The organism is Achromobacter pulmonis (genome assembly GCF_902859765.1).
Classification (GTDB): domain Bacteria; phylum Pseudomonadota; class Gammaproteobacteria; order Burkholderiales; family Burkholderiaceae_B; genus Achromobacter; species Achromobacter pulmonis.
Map to the genome: position 1 here is coordinate 1 of NZ_CADIJV010000056.1, position 16,575 is coordinate 16,575.

Sequence of the window (16,575 nt, forward strand, 5' to 3'; positions counted from 1 at the left end):
CGCGCTGGGCCTGGTGGACGCGCGCGTGCCGACCCGCCTGCTGCAGGCGGCGGCGCGCGGCCTGGTGCTGTCGGGCAAGCCGCCACGCCGCGCGCGTGGCCTGGGCGCCTGGCTGAACCGCTGGCCGCTCAAGGCGGTCGCCGCCAAGCGCGCCCGCAAGCAGGTCGCGGCCAAGGACCCGCTCGGCCATTACCCGGCCGCCCCGGCCATCATCGATATCTGGGAAAAGCATGGCGGCAATGCCTTGCAGGCACCGGCGCTGATCGACGCCATCATCGCCTCGGACACCGCTCGCAACCTGCTGCGCGTGTTCCGGCTGCAGGAACGCCTCAAGGCCAACGGCCGCCAGGCCGGCATCGCCCCGGTGCGCCACGTGCATGTGGTCGGCGCCGGCGTGATGGGCGGCGACATCGCCGCCTGGTGCGCGCTCCAGGGCCTGACCGTGACCTTGCAGGACCAGGACATGACCCGCATCGCCCCCGCCATCAAGCGCGCTGCGGCCTTGTTCTCGCGTCGCCTGAAAGACCGGCGCGCGGCCCGCGCCGCCTTCGACCGGCTGGTGCCCGACCCGGCCGGCGACGGCGTGCCGCTGGCCGACGTGGTGATCGAAGCCATCAGCGAGCAGCCCGAAGCCAAGCGCGGCCTGTACCAGTCGCTGGAGCCGCGCATGAAGGCCGACGCGCTGCTGGCCACCAACACCTCCAGCCTGTCGCTGGAAACACTGAGCGCCGGGCTGGCCCGGCCCGAACGGCTGGTCGGCATCCACTTCTTCAACCCCGTGGCCAAGATGCCGCTGGTGGAAGCGGTGCATACCGACGGCACCGCCGCGGACACGCTGGCGCGCGCCTGCGCCTTCATAGGACAAGTCCGAAAATTGCCCCTACCGGTGCATAACGCACCCGGTTTCCTCGTCAATGCGGTGCTCGCTCCGTATATGCTGCTGGCCATGCGAAATATCGATGAGGGACTCACTCCCGCCACCGTGGATGCAGCAATGGTGGATTTCGGCATGCCGATGGGGCCGCTGGAGCTGGCCGACACCGTCGGCCTGGACATCGCCCTTGCGGCGGGCCAGCAACTGGCCGGCGCCGCCGAGCCGCCGCGCTGCCTGACCGAAAGACTGGCGCGCGGCGACCTGGGCAAGAAGAGCGGCCGCGGCTTCTACACCTGGCGCGACGGCAAGCCGGTCAAGGCCGGCCAGGCCGGCGCGCGCGCCCCGGCCGGCCTGGCCGAGCGCCTGATCCAGCCGCTGGTGGACGCCACCCGCGAGCGGGTCGAAGCCGGCGTGGTGGCCGACGCCGATCTGGCGGATGCCGGCGTGATTTTTGGGACCGGGTTCGCGCCGTTCACGGGCGGGCCCCTGCATTACCAACGCAGTCGCAGTGCGCAGGGCGGATCACGCTGACGCAGCCGCAAAATAAACCGGCCTGGGGCCCTCCCCTTGAGCCGGATAGACCGGGACGACGAGACCGGCAGTGCCATAGAGACATACCTATCCAACATGAGGAGGCAGTACCATGAGCAGACGTTTATTGTCCCTGAGCACCCTGTCCGCCATTGTGGTCGGCCTGGGCGCCACCAGCGCCGCCCATGGCGCCGGCTTTCAGCTCCTGGAGCAGAATGCCAGCGGCCTGGGCAATGCCTACGCGGGCTCGGCGGCAAATCCGGAAAACGCCAGCATCATCTATTACAACCCGGCTGGCATGACCTACCTGCCCGGCATCAATGTCTCGGGCGGCGTCAACCTGATCAAGCCCTCGTTCAAGTTCTCGGATAACGGCAACAGCCGCAATCCGACCGCGCTGGGCGGCACCCGCCCCACCGGCGGTGACGGCGGCGATGCCGGCAACCTCGGCGTCGTGCCCAACCTGTACGGTTCGTGGCAGTTGAGCGATAAATGGTTCGTCGGCCTGGGCATCGGCGCGCCGTTCGGCCTGATGACCGAATACGACGACGACTGGGCCGGCCAGTACCACTCGAACAAGTTCGAGATCAAGACGATCAACATCAATCCGTCGATCGCCTACAAGGTCAACGACAAGTTCTCGATGGGCTTCGGCGTGAACTGGCAGCACATCGACGCCAACTACAAGAAGAAGACCGTGGTGCCGGTAACGCTGCCCGGCGGCGGCACCGTCTTCACCAACGGCGACGCCGACCTCAACCTGAAGGGCGACGCCTGGGGCTGGAACGTGGGCTTCATGCTGCAACCCACCGACGCCACCCGCATCGGCCTGTCGTACCGCTCCAAGATCAAGCACACCGCCAAGGGCGACACCGACATCGACAACATCGGCGGCCCCTCCGGCCGGTCGGTCTCGTTCGACGCCAAGGCCTCGGTCGACCTGCCCGACACGCTGATCCTGAGCGCCACCCACCAGCTCAACGAGAAGTGGGAACTGCTGGGCGACGTCTCATGGACCGGCTGGAGCAGCATTCCCGACCTGAAGATCCGCAACTCCGGCACCGGCGCGCGCGATGACGACCTGCCGCTGAACTTCCGCGACACCTGGCGCATCGCCGTCGGCACGACCTACAAGTTCGCGCCCGCCTGGAAATGGAAGTTCGGCCTGGCCTACGACCAGTCGCCGGTCCACAAGGCCGAAGACCGTCCCACCTCGCTGCCCGACAACGACCGCTACTGGTTCTCGACGGGCGTGCAATGGCAGGCCACCAAGACCACCACGCTCGATCTGGGGTATACCTACCTGTACCTGCGCAAGACGGACATCGACACCACGTCCGGCAATGCGTTGACGAAGGGCCGCGTCGCGGGCACCTATGACAGCAGCGGCCACATCTTCGGGCTGCAACTGTCGTCCCGTTTCTAGCCCTGCCTGGGCGGAGGGCGGGCCGGTCCCACCCTCCGTCGGCCCGTATTTTCAGGAGACTTCCTTGAGCAAGTTCGTCGTCAAACACGTCGCCGTGCTGGGAGCCGGCGTCATGGGCGCGCAGATCGCCGCCCACCTGGCCAATGCCGGCGTGCCCGTCACGCTGTTCGACCTGGCCGCGCCCGAGGGCGACCGCAACGGCATCGTCAAGAAGGCGCTGGCCGGCCTGAAAAAGCTCGAACCGGCGCCGCTGGCCAGCCCCGCCCGCCTGGCCCTGATCGCCCCGGCCAACTACGACGACCATATCGAACAGCTGCGCGGCTGCGACCTGATCATCGAAGCGATCGCCGAGCGCATGGACTGGAAGACCGCGCTGTACGAGCGCATCGCGCCGCACGTGGCGCCCGGCGCCATCATCGCCTCCAATACCTCCGGCCTGTCGATCGACGCGCTGGCCAACGCCCTGCCGGCCGCGCTGCGCGACCGCTTCTGCGGCATCCACTTCTTCAATCCGCCGCGCTACATGCGGCTGGTGGAGATCATCGCCACCTCGCACACCCAGGCGCCGGTGCTGGACCAGCTCGAAACCTGGCTGACCTCCACCCTGGGCAAGGGCGTGATCCGCGCGCTGGACACCCCCAACTTCGTCGCCAACCGCATCGGCGTGTTCTCGATCCTGGCGGCCATGCACCACACCCAGCGCCTGGGCCTGGGCTTTGACGAGGTCGACGCCCTCACCGGCCCGAAGATCGGCCGTCCCAAGAGCGCCACCTACCGCACCGCCGACGTGGTCGGCCTGGACACGCTGGCGCACGTGGTCGGCACCATGGACAAGAACCTGCCGGACGATCCCTGGCACCGCTACTTCACGCTGCCCGCCTGGCTGTCGGCCCTGATTTCCAAGGGCGCGCTCGGCCAGAAGAGCGGCGCCGGCGTCTACCGCAAGGCCGGCCGCGAGATCCAGGTGCTGGACCTGCAGGCGCAGGATTACCGTCCCAGCGCCGGCAAGCTGGCCGACGACGTCGCCGCCCTGCTCAAGGAACGCGACCCGGCCAAGCGCTTCGCCGCGCTGCGCGCCAGCGCGCATCCGCAAGCCCAGTTCCTGTGGAGCCTGTTCCGCGACATCTTCCACTACAGCGCCGTGCAGCTCGGCCAGGTGGCCGACAACGCCCGCGACCTGGACCTGGCCATGCGCTGGGGCTTCGGCTGGGCCCAGGGCCCATTCGAAACCTGGCAGGCCGCCGGCTGGCAGGCCATCGCCCGCGCCGTGGCCGAGGACATCGCCGCCGGCCGCGCCATGAGCGATGCGCCGCTGCCGGACTGGGCCCTGGAGCCCGACCGCCAGGGCGTGCACACGCCGCAGGGCTCGTATTCCGCCCGCAGCGGCACGCTGCAGCCGCGTTCGGCGCTGCCGGTCTACCAGCGCCAGCTGTTCCCCGAGCGCGTGTTCGGCGAAGGCGCCGACGACCGTGGCGCCACCGTGTGGGAAAACGAAGGCGTGCGCCTGTGGAACCTGCCCGAGGTGGACGCCGGCATCGCCATTCTTTCCGTCACCTCCAAGAATCACACGCTGGGCGCCGAGGTGCTCGAAGGCATCCTGCAGGCCGTGGCCCGCGCCGAACGCGACTTCGACGGCCTGGTGATCTGGCACGATGCCCCGTTCGCCGTGGGCGCCAACCTGCAACAGGTATCGGAAGCCTGCGCCGCCGGCCAGTGGGACATGCTGGAAGCCACCGTCGAGAAATTCCAGCGCACCTCGCAGGCCTTCAAATATGCGCAGATCCCCACCGTGGCGGCCGTGCAGGGCATGGCGCTGGGCGGCGGCTGTGAATTCCTGATGCATGCCTCGCACCGCGTGCTGGCGCTGGAAAGCTACATCGGCCTGGTCGAGGCCGGCGTCGGCCTGATCCCGGCCGGCGGCGGCAGCAAGGAATTCGCCGGCCGCGCCGCGGCGCTGGCGGCCACCACCGCCACGCCCGGCGAGGTGTTCCCGTTCCTGCAACCGGTGTTCCAGACCATCGCCATGGCGCGGGTCGCCAAGAGCGCCATCGAGGCCGTCGACCTCGGCTTCGCGCGGCAGCAAGATATCGTGCTGTTCCATCCCGGCGAACTGCTGTTCGTGGCGATCAGCCAGGCCCGCGCCGCGGCCACCGCCGGCTACGCGCCGCCGCCTCGGCTGCAGGGCGTGCCGGTGGCCGGCCGCAACGGCATCGCCAATTTCGAGATGGTGCTGGTCAACATGCGCGAAGGCGGCATGATCAGCGCCCATGACTACCGCGTGGCGCGCAGCGCCGCGGTGGCGTTGTGCGGCGGCGAGGTCGAGACCGGCGCCAAGGTCGACGAGGAATGGCTGCTGGCGGTCGAACGCAAGGAGTTCGTGGCGCTGCTGCGCACCCCCGAAACCCAGGCCCGCATCCGCCACACGCTCGACACCGGCAAGCCATTGCGGAATTAGGCCCCCCCCTAGCGCCTTCGGCGCCGCCCCCAGGGGCGCCGGTGGCGGACCGGCGGAGCCGGATCCGCGCGGCCCCGCTGGTGGGGGACCGCGGTGTGCGTAGAGGGTGATCGTTATGGATACGAGGAATTGATATGAGCAAGCAGATTCAAGAGGCCTACATCGTTGCGGCGACGCGGCTGCCGGTGGGCAAGCGCAAGGGGGTGTACGCCACTACCCGGCCCGACGACATGCTGGCGGCCGCGCTGCAGGGCGTGCTCAAGCAGACGCCGTGGCTGGAGCCGACGCGCATTGACGACGTCATCACCGGCTGCGCCATGCCGGAAGCCGAACAGGGCATGAACGTGGCGCGCATCGGCCTGTTGCTGGCCGGCCTGCCGCAGAGCGTGGCCGGCGTCACCGTCAACCGCTTCTGCGCCTCGGGCCTGCAGGCCGTGGCCGACGCCGCCGCCCGCATCCGCAGCGGCGAGGTCGACATCATGATCGGCTCGGGCACCGAGTCCATGAGCGCCATGCCGCAGATCATGGGCAACAAGGTGTCGCTCAATCCGGCCATCTTCTCGCATCCCGAGAACGTCGGCATGGCCTTCGGCATGGGCCTGACCGGCGAGAAAGTGGCCGAGCAATGGAAGGTGTCGCGCGAAGACCAGGACGCCTTCGCGCTGGAATCGCAGCAGAAGGCCAACGCCGCCATCGCCGCCGGCCACTTCCGCGCCGAGACCACGCCGTTCGAGGTGGTGACGCGCCTGCCCGGCGGGCCCAAGGGCGACGTGCGCGAAACCCGCCGCCTGGTCGAGGTCGACGAAGGCCCGCGCCCCGACACCACCGCCGAAGGCCTGGCGCGGCTCAAGCCCGTGTTCGCCGCGCGCGGCAGCGTCACCGCCGGCAACAGCTCGCAGATGTCCGACGGCGCCGCCGCCGTGGTGCTGGTGTCCGAGCGCGTGCTGCGCGAATTCAACCTCAGCCCGTTGGCGCGCTTTGTCAGCTACTCGGTGGCCGGGGTGCCGCCGGAAATCATGGGCATCGGCCCCATGGCCGCCATCCCCAAGGTGTTGGCCCGCGCCGGCATCGCCCAGGACGACCTGGACTGGATCGAACTGAACGAGGCCTTCGCCGCGCAATCGCTGGCGGTGATCCGCGAACTCAAGCTCGATCCGTCCAAGATCAACCCGCTGGGCGGCGCCATCGCGCTGGGCCATCCGCTGGGCGCGACCGGCGCGATCCGCACCGCCACGCTGCTGCATGGCCTGCGCCGCACTGGCGGCAAGTACGGCATGGTGACCATGTGCATCGGCACCGGCATGGGCGCGGCCGGCCTGTTCGAAGCGATGTAACCCGGACAAGGCGGTGAAGCCCTATTGGTTCAAACGCCTGTCGCCGGCCTGGCGCGCGCGCCTGATGCGGGTGGGATTCAACCTGCATCCGGCGTTTCGCGCCACCGGCGGACGGGTGCTGTATGTATCGCAGGATTTTCAGCACATCCGCATCAAGCTGCCCTTGCTGCGGCGCACGCGCAATATTGTGGGGTCCATGTACGGCGGCTCGCTGTTCGCGGTGACCGACGGCGCCCATCCCACCATGCTGATGGCCGCGCTCGGCGCGGACCACATCGTGTGGGACAAGGCCGCGTCCATCCGCTACCGCAAGCCCGCCTACACCACGCTGTATGTGGACTTCCGGCTGCCGCCGGGAGAAATCGCGGAGATACGCGCCATCCTGGCGCGCGACCACGAGACCACCCGGACATACGCCGTGGAATTGAAAGACAAGGACGGTGTCGTCTATGCCGTCGTGGAACGCACGATCTACATCGCCGACAAGAAGTACTACAAGCAGAAAACGACAGGAGGAGACCCATGCGTGACATCACCCCCGGAGGGCGCGCCGCCGCCCTGAGCCTGATCATGGCCGCCTGCCTGGTGGCAGGCCCCGCGCTGGCCGCCGATGTGGAGGTCGCCGGCGTGCGCGTGCCCGGGCAGTTGGCCGAAGACGGCCATGCGCTGGTGCTGAACGGCGCCGGCCTGCGCACCAAGTTCATCGTCAAGGTCTACGTGGCGGCGCTGTATGCCAGCGCCAGGAGCCAGGACGCAGCGGCCTTGATCAACAGCGACGAACCGCGCCGCATGCGGCTGCAGCTCTTGCGCGATGTCGACAGCAAGAGCCTGGACGCGGCGCTGCAGGACGGATTGCGCGACAACACCCCCAAAGCGGAACTGGCCGCCCTGCAACCCTCCGCGGCCCGCCTGTCGGCGCTGATGGCCGAGATCGGCTCGGCCCGCGAAGGCGACGTCATCGACCTGGACTTCGACGCCCGTGGCGTCGCGATCACCGACAACGGCAAGCCGCGCGGCCGCATCGACGACCCGGCCTTCGGCCGCGCGCTGCTGCGCGTCTGGCTGGGCGACGACCCGGCCCAATCCTCCCTCAAAAAAGCCCTGCTGGGAGCCCCTTGAAAATGGAACGAATCTGGCAAAAGAGCTACCCCCCGGGCATCCCCAAGGACATCGAACTCGACCGCGCCACCACGTTGGTCTCGATTGCCCGCGACAGCTACCGGCGGTTCGCCGACAAGCCGGCGTACCTGAGCATGGGCAAGACCCTGACCTACGCCGAACTCGACCGCCTGACGCGCGACTTCGCCGCCTGGCTGCACGCCAACGGCTTGCGCAAGGGCGACCGCGTGGCGCTGATGATGCCCAACCTGCTGCAATACCCGGTGTGCCTGTTCGGCACGCTGCGCGCCGGCTGCACCGTGGTCAATTGCAACCCGCTCTACACCGCGCACGAACTGGAACACCAGCTGGCCGACTCCGGCGCGCGCGCCATCGTGGTGGCGGACAACTTCGCCGCCACGCTGCAAAAGGCGCTGCCCAACGCACCCGTCGAAAAGGTGCTGGTAACCTCGATCGGCGAACTGCTCGGCCCGCTCAAGGGCCGCCTGGTCGACTTCGTGGTGCGGCGGGTCAAGCGCATGGTGCCGGCCTGGTCGATTCCCTCCGCCATCCGCCTGGGCACGGCGCTGCGGGCCGGACGCGACCTGCCGTTCGAGGAGGTCACCCTGACCCAGGACGACCTGGCCTGCCTGCAATACACCGGCGGCACCACCGGCGTGGCCAAGGCCGCCATGCTGACTCACGGCAACCTCGCCGCCAACGTGACCCAGGCCCACGCCTGGATCAAGCCGTGGGTCAAGGACGGCGAGGAATGCATCATCACGGCGCTGCCGCTCTACCATATCTTCGCGCTCACGGCGAACTGCCTGGCCTACATGAAGATCGGCGCCAGCAACCTGCTGATCATCAATCCGCGCGACATCGGCGGGCTGATCAAGGAAATGGCCAAGGTGCCCTTCAGCGCCTTCACCGGCGTCAATACCCTGTTCAACGCCCTGCTCAACCATCCGGACTTCGCCAAACTGGATTTCTCGCACCTGCGCCTGACCATGGGCGGCGGCATGGCGGTGCAGCGCGCCGTGGCCGAGCGCTGGCTGGCGGTCACCGGCCGCTCGCTGGCCCAGGCCTATGGGCTGACCGAGACCTCGCCGGCGGTGACCATCAATCCGCTGGACGTGAAGGTGTTCACCGGCTCGATCGGCCTGCCGGTGCCGTCGACCGACCTGTCGATCCGCGACGACGAAGGACGCGAGCTGGGCGTGGGCGAACGCGGCGAGATCTGCGTGCGCGGGCCCCAGGTAACGCAAGGCTACTGGAACCGGCCCGACGAGACCGCGCAGGTGATGACGCCCGACGGCTACCTGCGCACCGGCGACATCGGCTACGTGGACGAGGCCGGCTATGTGTTCCTGGTCGACCGCAAGAAGGACATGATCCTGGTGTCCGGCTTCAACGTCTATCCCAACGAAGTCGAGGACGCGGCGGCGCTGCACCCGGGCGTGCGCGAAGTGGCGGCCATCGGCGTGCCCGACGAGCGCTCCGGCGAGGCAGTCAAGCTATTCGTGATCCGCAAGGATCCCGACCTGGACGCCGAGACGCTGATCGCGCACTGCCGCACCCAGCTCACCGGCTACAAGGTGCCGCGCTACATCGAGTTCCGCGATGAGCTGCCACGCACCAACGTCGGCAAGATCCTGCGGCGCGAACTCAAGCAGGCCACGGCCGAGGCGCCGCGCAAGGACACCGCGGGCGCCTAGCGCCCGCCGGCACGCGAAGGCGCCTTGCGCCGGCCGCCCCCGGCGGCGCGGATGCGCCCCGCGGCCGCTCTGCCTCACCACTGTCCGAAAAACACCCCGGCGCGCTTGTGCGCGTTGGTTCCCTGCTCGATCGCCGCGTCGCTCATGGTGGTGCGGCGCTTGCCGCGCAACATCCAGTCCAGCAAACGCTCGCGCAGTTGCGCCCGCACCGGCGCATGCGCGATGCTGGTGCCCAGGTCCTGGAATTCGTCGGGATCGGCGTGCAGGTCAAACAGTTGCTCGGGCTCGTCCAGCCAGTAGACGTAGCGCCAGCGGTCGGTGCGCACCGACCAGGCGCGCGCGTTCTGCGGTGTCTTGCCGCGCAGCAGCCGCGCCTGGCGGAAGCTGTAGTCCAGTTCCGAGAATACGCAATCGCGCCACGGCTCGCTGGCGCCACGGCCATGCAGCACGGTCTGCAATTCGCGTCCTTCCAGCCGGTGCCACGGCCGCGGCGCGTCCAGCGCGCGCAGCACCGTCGGCACCAGGTCCACGCTTTCCACCATGTCCGCCAACGCCTGGCCGCGCGTCGCATCGGCCGCCGCCGACGGGTCCATGACGATGAACGGCACCCGCTGCACGGTGTCGTAGAACAGTTCCTTCTCGCCCAGCCAGTGGTCGCCCAGGAAGTCGCCGTGGTCGGCCGTGAACACGATCAGCGTGTTGCGCATCAGGCCGGCGCCTTCCATGTAGTCGAACAACCGGCCCAGGTGGTCGTCGAGCTGGCGGATCAGGCCCTGGTAGGCGGGGCGCACCACGCGCACGCATTCGTCGGTCGAGAAGCTGACGCTTTCCTCGTGCTGGCGATAGGCCGCCACCACCGGATGCGCGCCGGCCAGTTCCTCGCGGTTGCGGCGCACCGGCAGGCACTGGTCGGCCGTATAGCGCTGGTGGTAGGGCGCCGGCGCCATGTAGGGCCAGTGCGGCTTGACGTAGCTCAGGTGCAGCACCCAGGGCTGGCCGCCCCGCTGCTGCATGAAACGCAGCGCCTGGTCGGTCATGTAGGCGGTTTCGGAATGCGGCTCGGCCACGCGCGACGGCAGGTGCGCGTTGCGCATGTTCCAGCCGCTGACCACCTGGCCCTGCGCATCGACGCCGGCGATGACGTAGTCGGTCCAGGGGTCGGCGCTGTCATAGCCCTGGCTGCGCAGGAAGGCGGGATAACCGCTTTCCGCGCCGGGTTCGTGATGGCCGTCATAGCGGTCGACCTCGGTGAAACCGCCGCGCGACAGCAGCGCGCCCAGCTCGGAGGCGCCGTCGATCGACAGGCGCTCCATGCCGGCCTTGTCGGGAATGACGTGGGTCTTGCCCGCCAGCGCCAGGTCGCGCCCCTGCCCCGCCAGGTATTCGCCCAGCGTGATCTCGTTGACCGACAGCGGCACCCGGTTCCAGGTAGCGCCGTGGCGCGACGGATAGCGCCCCGTGTAATAGCTCATGCGCGACGGGCCGCACACGCCGGAATTGACGAAGGCCCGCTCGAAACGCGCGCCGCGCGCGGCCAGCGCGTCAAGGCAGGGCGTCTGCAGATAGGGGTGGCCATAGCAGCTCAGATGGTCCGCCCGCAACTGGTCGGCCATGATGAACAACACATTCTGCACCGTGCTCATTGCTGTCCGCTCCTATTGCGTCGCCGTGAAACCGGAAGCACGCACCACCGGCTCCCATTGATTGCGATACGCATCCAGCTCGCGGGTGGTGACGGCGACATCGGCCGACACCGGCTCCAGATAGGCGGCGCGCACCGCGCGCTGCATCGCCGGCTCATTCATCACCGCGGCGATATCCTTGCCCAGCCGCTCGACCTTGGCCGGAGCCATCGAGGCCGGAGCGAAGAACGCATTCCAGCCATCCGCCGCCAGGTCGATGCCGGCCTGGCGGAACGTGGGCACGTCAGGCAGCTGCGGATCGCGCGCCTCGCCCGAGGTCGCCAGGATGCGGATCTTGCCGCCCTGATGCTGCGGCAGCAGCGTGTCGAGCGTGTCCACGGCCTGCGGCAGGATGCCGCCGATCAGTTCGGAGATCAGCGGCGCGGAACCGCGGTACCCCACCACCTCAGGCTTCTGCTCGATGGCGCGGCCCAGCATCAGGGCGAAGAAATGCGGCAGGCTGCCGGTGGCCGGCACGCCCACCGTGAAGTCGCGCGGATGCTCGCGCAGCCAACTGCGCAGCGCAGCGATGTCGTGGATGGGCGAACTGGCCGACACGGCCAGCGCGAACTTGTAGCGGCTGACCAGCGACACCGGCTTGAAATCCTTGCGGGCGTCGTAGCCCGGCTCGGCATACACCAGCGGCGCCACCACCATCACCGCGGGATTGGCCAGCATCAGCACATTCTGGCGCTCGGCCTGGACATGCAGGCTCTGCGCCGCGATCCGGCCGCCGGCGCCGGTCTTGTTCTCGACCACCACCGTCACGCCCAGGCGCTCCTTGAGACGGTCGGCCACCAGGCGGGCGATGCGGTCGGAGCTGCCGCCCGGCGGATAACCCACCACGATGGTCAAGGCGCCGTCCAGCGGCGCCTGCTGGGCACAGGCCGGCGCGGCTGAAACCGCCGCGAGCGCCGCGAACGCGGCACAGGATATCCAATTTCGCACAGTTGTCTCCCTGGTGACAGCGGCCCGCTGTCGGTTATGTTTCTGCATGTCGGGCCATAGCCTGGATCGGCGCAACGACTGTAGCGCCGGGGAGATTGCTTGATCTAATCCAGTACTTGCCATAACGATATGGACTGCCAATACTCACCATAACGATATGCGCCGCGCCATGAACGCAGCGCGACAGACACGGCGCACGCCGTTGGCAGGAGACGACAATGCCCCCCCAAGACCCCGTCGAACACCCCCTGGCCGGGATGCTGATGTACCAGCTGTACCAGGCCTGGGCCCAGTCCAACCCCGTCTTCGTGCGCCTGTGCGAAGGCCGTTTCGGCATTACCCGGCGCGAATGGCGCCTGCTGGCATGCGCGGTCGAGGGCGGCATCATGACCTCGGCCGAACTGGCCGCCGCCGCCAGGCTCGATCTGGCGCGCACCTCGCGCACGCTGGGCGCGCTGTGCCAGAAGGGCTGGCTGCAACGCCTGCCCGACCCGGCCGACCGCCGCGTGGCGCGGATCCAGGCCACGGCGGAAGGCCTGGACCGCTACCGGGCCCTGCTGCCCGAAGTCATGCGCCTGAACGACCTGCTGGTGCAGGACCTGGACGCGGCCGAGGTCGCCTTGCTGCGCGACCTGCTGGGCCGCATCGGGGAACGCGGCCGGCGCATGGCGCAGGACAACATCGTGGCGGAAAAGGCCAGCCGCCGCGAAGGGGGAACGCGGCGCGCGCAATACGGATGACGGCGTCCAGCCCCTTTATTTTCAAGGGGTTACCCTGATACGCTTGGGCGGCCTCCTTTCCTGGATCCCTCATGCCCGGCGCCAAACCAGACCCCGTCGCGAATCCCGTCTTTCGTTACTTCGAAAACCTGATCGACCCGTTCCGGGAGGCCCCCGACATCACCCCGCCGGGGCGGGTGCTGCGCTTTTACGCCTACTATCTGTGGCAAGTCTGGCCAATCTTCGCCATCCTGCTGCTGGTGGGCCTGGCGGGCGCGCTGGTGGAAGTGGCGTTGTTCAGCTTCCTGGCGGACCTGGTCGACATGGCGCAGCACACCCCGCCGGCCGACTTCTTCCGCGAACACGCCTACACGCTGGCATGGATGGCCTTCGTGGTGATGGTGCTGCGGCCGCTGTCGATCGCGGCGCATGACCTGCTGTCGCATCAGACCGTCTCGCCCAGCCTGACCACCCTGGTGCGCTGGCAGAACCACCGCTACGTGCTCAACCAGGGCCTGGCGTTCTTCCATAATGACTTCGCCGGCCGCGTCGCCAACCGCGTGCTGCAGACCGGCAATTCACTGCGCGATTCGGCCGTGCAATCGGTGGATGCGCTATGGCACGTGATCCTCTACGCGGCCAGCGCGCTCTACCTGTTCGCCGAGGCCGACTGGCGCCTGGTAATTCCGCTGGTGCTGTGGATCGCCATCTACTGCGGCATGCTGGCGTACTTCGTGCCGCGCATGCAGGCGCGCGCCGTCATCGCCTCCGAGGCGCGCTCCAAATTGATGGGCCGCATCGTCGACGGCTACACCAACATCGCCACGCTCAAGCTGTTCGCCCACGCCCGCCGCGAGGAAGACTACGCGCGCCAGGCCATGACCGAGCAAACCGAAAAGCAGCGCCTGTCGACCCGCGTCATCACCGCCATGGACGTCTCCATCAACACGCTCAACGGCATCCTGATCGCCAGCACCGCCGGCCTGGCGCTGTGGCTGTGGAGCATCGGCAGCATCAGCCTGGGCGCGATCACGCTGGCGCTGGGCCTGGTGATCCGCATCAACAACATGTCGGCCTGGATCATGTGGGAAGTGAACGGCATCTCGGAAAACGTCGGCATCGTGCAGGATGGCCTGGCCACCATCTCGCAGCCGCGCCAGGTGCTCGACCGGCCCGGCGCCGTGCCCTTGCGCATCACGCGGGGCGAAGTGCGTTTCGAGGACGTGTCGTTCCATTACGGCAGCCGCCGCCCGATCATCCCGCACCTGGACCTGACCGTGCACGCTGGCGAGAAGATCGGCCTGATCGGCCCGTCCGGCGCCGGCAAGTCGACCCTGGTCAACGTGCTGCTGCGCCTGTACGACCTGGAAGGCGGCCGCATCCTGATCGACGGCCAGGACATCGCTGGCGTCACCCAGGAAAGCCTGCGCTCGCAGATCGGCGTGGTCACCCAGGACACCTCGCTGCTGCACCGCTCGATCCGCGACAACCTGCTGTATGGCCGGCCCGACGCCACCGACGCCCAGTTGCGCGATGCCATCGACCGTGCCCGCGCCGCCGAATTCATCGACACGCTGGTCGACGGCGACGGCCGCCGCGGCCTGGACGCCCACGTCGGCGAACGCGGCGTCAAGCTGTCGGGCGGCCAACGTCAGCGCATCGCCATCGCCCGCGTGCTGCTCAAGGACGCGCCCATCCTGATCCTGGACGAAGCCACCTCGGCGCTGGATTCCGAAGTCGAGGCCGCGATCCAGGAAAGCCTGGAGGCGCTGATGCGCGGCAAGACCGTCATCGCCATCGCCCATCGCCTGTCCACCATCGCCCGCATGGACCGGCTGGTGGTGCTGGACGGCGGCCGTATCGTCGAGTCCGGCAGCCACGCTGGCCTGATCGCCCAGGGCGGGCTGTACGCCCGGCTGTGGAGCCACCAGACCGGAGGCTTTGTCGGCCTGGATTGATCCACGCGCCGTCCGTCGCGGATTCGCCACAGGGGATACCCTGTACGTACATGCTGTACGTACAGGTGTACACTGGCGGCTTTCAACCCCCTGACAGACGCACATGAACGTCTGCGCCGCGAGAAAATCCCCCTGGAGACTCCGATTGTGACGACCGAAACCACCCGTTCGCCCTTCTTTGGCACGATGCAGAAAATCCCCGGCGGCCTGATGCTGGTACCGCTGATCCTGGGCTCGCTGCTCGGCACCTTCGCGCCCGACGCGCTGGCCATCGGCGGCTTCACCACCGCCCTGTTCAAGAACAGCGCCCTGCCGCTGATCGCATTGCTGATCTTCGCCACCGGTACCCACGTCAACGCCCGCACCGGCGGCCCGATCCTGGCCACCGCCGGCACCATCCTGCTGATGAAGACCCTGGTGCCCGCCACCCTCATCATCATCCTGGGCAGCTATGTCGGCCTGAACGGCGTGCTGGGCGTGTCGATCCTGGCCCTGCTGGCGGCCTTCGACAACAGCAACGGCGGCCTGTGGCTCGCCTACACCGGCCAGTACGGCGACGCCCGCGACCGCGGCGCCTACGTCGCCAGCGCGGTCAACGACGGCCCCTTCTTCAGCCTGCTGTTCCTGGGCGCCTCGGGCCTGGCCGACATCCCCATGATCGCCCTGGTCGCCGCGCTGGTGCCGTTCCTGCTGGGCGTGGTGGTCGGCAACCTCGACCCCAAGTGGCGCGACGTGCTCAAGCCCGTGCCCAACATCGTGATTCCGTTCTTCGCCTTCGCGCTGGGCACCGGCATCAACCTGGGCGCCGTGGTCAACGGCGGCATCAGCGGCCTGATCCTGGGCCTGATCATCAGCCCCATCACCGGCGGCCTGGTCTACCTGGGCTATCGCCTGATCCTGCGCCGCGGCGGCAAGAGCGGCCTGGGTTTCGCCGCCGGCACCACCGCCGGCAACGCCATCGCCACCCCCGCCGTGGTCGCGGCCGCCGACCCCAACTTCCAGCAATACGTCTCGACCGCCACCGCACAGGTCGCCGCGTGTGTGCTGATCAGTTCCATCCTGGCGCCGTTGCTGGCCTCGTTCTTCCTCAAGCGCGCCGGCGAACTCAAGTCCGAAGACGCCAGCGACGCCGGCTCGGGCGGCAACTACCGCGAGGCGCGCGGGGAGGCCCTTTGAATCCCGCCATCGCCATCGTCGCCGACGACCTGACCGGCTCCGGCGACACCGCCGTGCAATTCGTGCGCGCCGGCTGGACCACGCGCCTGTCGATCGACGGCGCCCACGAGGCGCTGGCGGCGCCGGCCGCCGACGACGTCGACGTGCTGGCGGTCACCACCCACAGCCGCGCCCTGCCGGCCGCGCAAGCGGGCGCGGTGATCCGGCGCAACGTCGAACTGCTGCGCGCCGCCGGCGTCACGCGCCTGTACAAAAAAGTGGACTCGACGCTGCGCGGCGCCTTCAAGGCCGAGATCGACGCGGCGCGCGAGGCCTGGGGCGAGGACGCCATCGCGGTGGTCTGCCCGGCGTTTCCCGCCACTGGCCGTACCGTGGAAAACGGCGTGCTCAGGGTGGCCGGCCAGCCCGTCACCGCCACCTCGGCCGCCACCGACCCGGTCACGCCCGTGACCGAAAGCCACATCCCGACCCTGCTGGGCTGCGCCCAGGTCGCGGCCGAGGCCGATGAATCCGCCGAATCGCTGGCCGCGCGCATCGCGCGGGCCGGCGCCACGGTGGTGGTCGACGCCCGCGACGACGCCGACCTGGAACGGCTGGCGCGCGCCATCGGCCTGCTGGGGCCGCGCGCCCTGCCGGTGGGCGCGGGCGGCCTGGCG

Annotated in this window: 12 protein-coding genes and 1 pseudogene; 11 read left to right on the forward strand and 2 right to left on the reverse strand. The window is 68.8% G+C overall.

What is annotated here, in order from left to right:
• From HV701_RS25575 to HV701_RS25605, 7 genes are all read left to right on the forward strand, one after another.
• The coding region (locus HV701_RS25575) for a 3-hydroxyacyl-CoA dehydrogenase family protein (protein ID WP_175135803.1) at positions 1–1,405 on the forward strand (1,405 nt) is incomplete at its 5' end.
• A 112-nt stretch (positions 1,406–1,517) separates the two neighbouring features.
• Entirely contained in the window at positions 1,518–2,831 is a 1,314-nt protein-coding gene (locus tag HV701_RS25580; RefSeq protein ID WP_175135804.1) for an OmpP1/FadL family transporter, read from the forward strand.
• A gap of 64 nt (positions 2,832–2,895) precedes the next feature.
• Complete coding sequence (locus HV701_RS25585; RefSeq protein ID WP_175135805.1) at positions 2,896–5,286, forward strand: 3-hydroxyacyl-CoA dehydrogenase/enoyl-CoA hydratase family protein; 2,391 nt, start codon at positions 2,896–2,898, stop codon at positions 5,284–5,286.
• A 134-nt stretch (positions 5,287–5,420) separates the two neighbouring features.
• The gene (locus HV701_RS25590; RefSeq protein WP_175135806.1) at positions 5,421–6,620 is read left to right on the forward strand and encodes an acetyl-CoA C-acyltransferase; all 1,200 of its coding nucleotides are present in this window, start codon (positions 5,421–5,423) and stop codon (positions 6,618–6,620) included.
• 13 nt (positions 6,621–6,633) lie between these two features.
• On the forward strand, positions 6,634–7,182 hold the full coding sequence (locus HV701_RS25595; protein WP_175135807.1) for a DUF4442 domain-containing protein: 549 nt from the start codon (positions 6,634–6,636) through the stop codon (positions 7,180–7,182).
• The gene (locus tag HV701_RS25600) at positions 7,143–7,739 is read left to right on the forward strand and encodes a chalcone isomerase family protein (RefSeq protein ID WP_175135808.1); all 597 of its coding nucleotides are present in this window, start codon (positions 7,143–7,145) and stop codon (positions 7,737–7,739) included. The genes HV701_RS25595 and HV701_RS25600 overlap by 40 nt, the downstream gene beginning before the upstream one ends.
• A gap of 2 nt (positions 7,740–7,741) precedes the next feature.
• Complete coding sequence (locus HV701_RS25605) at positions 7,742–9,436, forward strand: AMP-binding protein (RefSeq protein ID WP_175135809.1); 1,695 nt, start codon at positions 7,742–7,744, stop codon at positions 9,434–9,436.
• Positions 9,437–9,510: 74 nt separating this feature from the next.
• Here the strand turns inward: HV701_RS25605 and HV701_RS25610 are convergent, their stop codons facing one another.
• Positions 9,511–11,079 carry a sulfatase-like hydrolase/transferase gene (locus HV701_RS25610; protein WP_175135810.1) on the reverse strand — a complete coding sequence of 523 codons (1,569 nt, stop codon included), beginning with the start codon at positions 11,077–11,079 and terminating at the stop codon, positions 9,511–9,513.
• A 12-nt stretch (positions 11,080–11,091) separates the two neighbouring features.
• Positions 11,092–12,066, reverse strand: a complete 975-nt coding sequence (locus tag HV701_RS25615; RefSeq protein WP_420809609.1) for a Bug family tripartite tricarboxylate transporter substrate binding protein — start codon at positions 12,064–12,066, stop codon at positions 11,092–11,094.
• 218 nt (positions 12,067–12,284) lie between these two features.
• Between HV701_RS25615 and HV701_RS25620 the strand changes: the two genes are divergently transcribed.
• The 4 genes and pseudogenes from HV701_RS25620 to dtnK all read left to right on the forward strand — a co-directional run.
• A complete protein-coding gene (locus HV701_RS25620; RefSeq protein ID WP_175135812.1) occupies positions 12,285–12,806 on the forward strand; it encodes a MarR family winged helix-turn-helix transcriptional regulator in 522 nt (173 codons plus the stop codon).
• Between the two features lie 71 nt (positions 12,807–12,877).
• Complete coding sequence (locus HV701_RS25625) at positions 12,878–14,743, forward strand: ABC transporter ATP-binding protein (RefSeq protein WP_175135813.1); 1,866 nt, start codon at positions 12,878–12,880, stop codon at positions 14,741–14,743.
• Positions 14,744–14,890: 147 nt separating this feature from the next.
• Positions 14,891–15,919 (forward strand): 2-keto-3-deoxygluconate permease, encoded by a 1,029-nt coding sequence (locus tag HV701_RS25630; RefSeq protein WP_175135814.1) that lies wholly within the window; start codon positions 14,891–14,893, stop codon positions 15,917–15,919.
• A pseudogene (gene dtnK, locus HV701_RS25635) lies at positions 15,916–16,575 on the forward strand (D-threonate kinase); the annotation flags it as partial. The gene HV701_RS25630 and the pseudogene dtnK, both read left to right, overlap by 4 nt.

Bases quoted from the DNA above. Each gene is read 5' to 3' on its own strand.
- HV701_RS25590 (WP_175135806.1), top strand. From the start codon at position 5,421: ATGAGCAAGCAGATTCAAGAGGCCTACATCGTTGCGGCGACGCGGCTG.
- HV701_RS25580 (WP_175135804.1), top strand. From the start codon at position 1,518: ATGAGCAGACGTTTATTGTCCCTGAGCACCCTGTCCGCCATTGTGGTC.
- HV701_RS25610 (WP_175135810.1), bottom strand. From the start codon at position 11,079: ATGAGCACGGTGCAGAATGTGTTGTTCATCATGGCCGACCAGTTGCGG.
- HV701_RS25600 (WP_175135808.1), top strand. From the start codon at position 7,143: ATGCGTGACATCACCCCCGGAGGGCGCGCCGCCGCCCTGAGCCTGATC.
- HV701_RS25605 (WP_175135809.1), top strand. From the start codon at position 7,742: ATGGAACGAATCTGGCAAAAGAGCTACCCCCCGGGCATCCCCAAGGAC.
- HV701_RS25625 (WP_175135813.1), top strand. From the start codon at position 12,878: ATGCCCGGCGCCAAACCAGACCCCGTCGCGAATCCCGTCTTTCGTTAC.
- HV701_RS25620 (WP_175135812.1), top strand. From the start codon at position 12,285: ATGCCCCCCCAAGACCCCGTCGAACACCCCCTGGCCGGGATGCTGATG.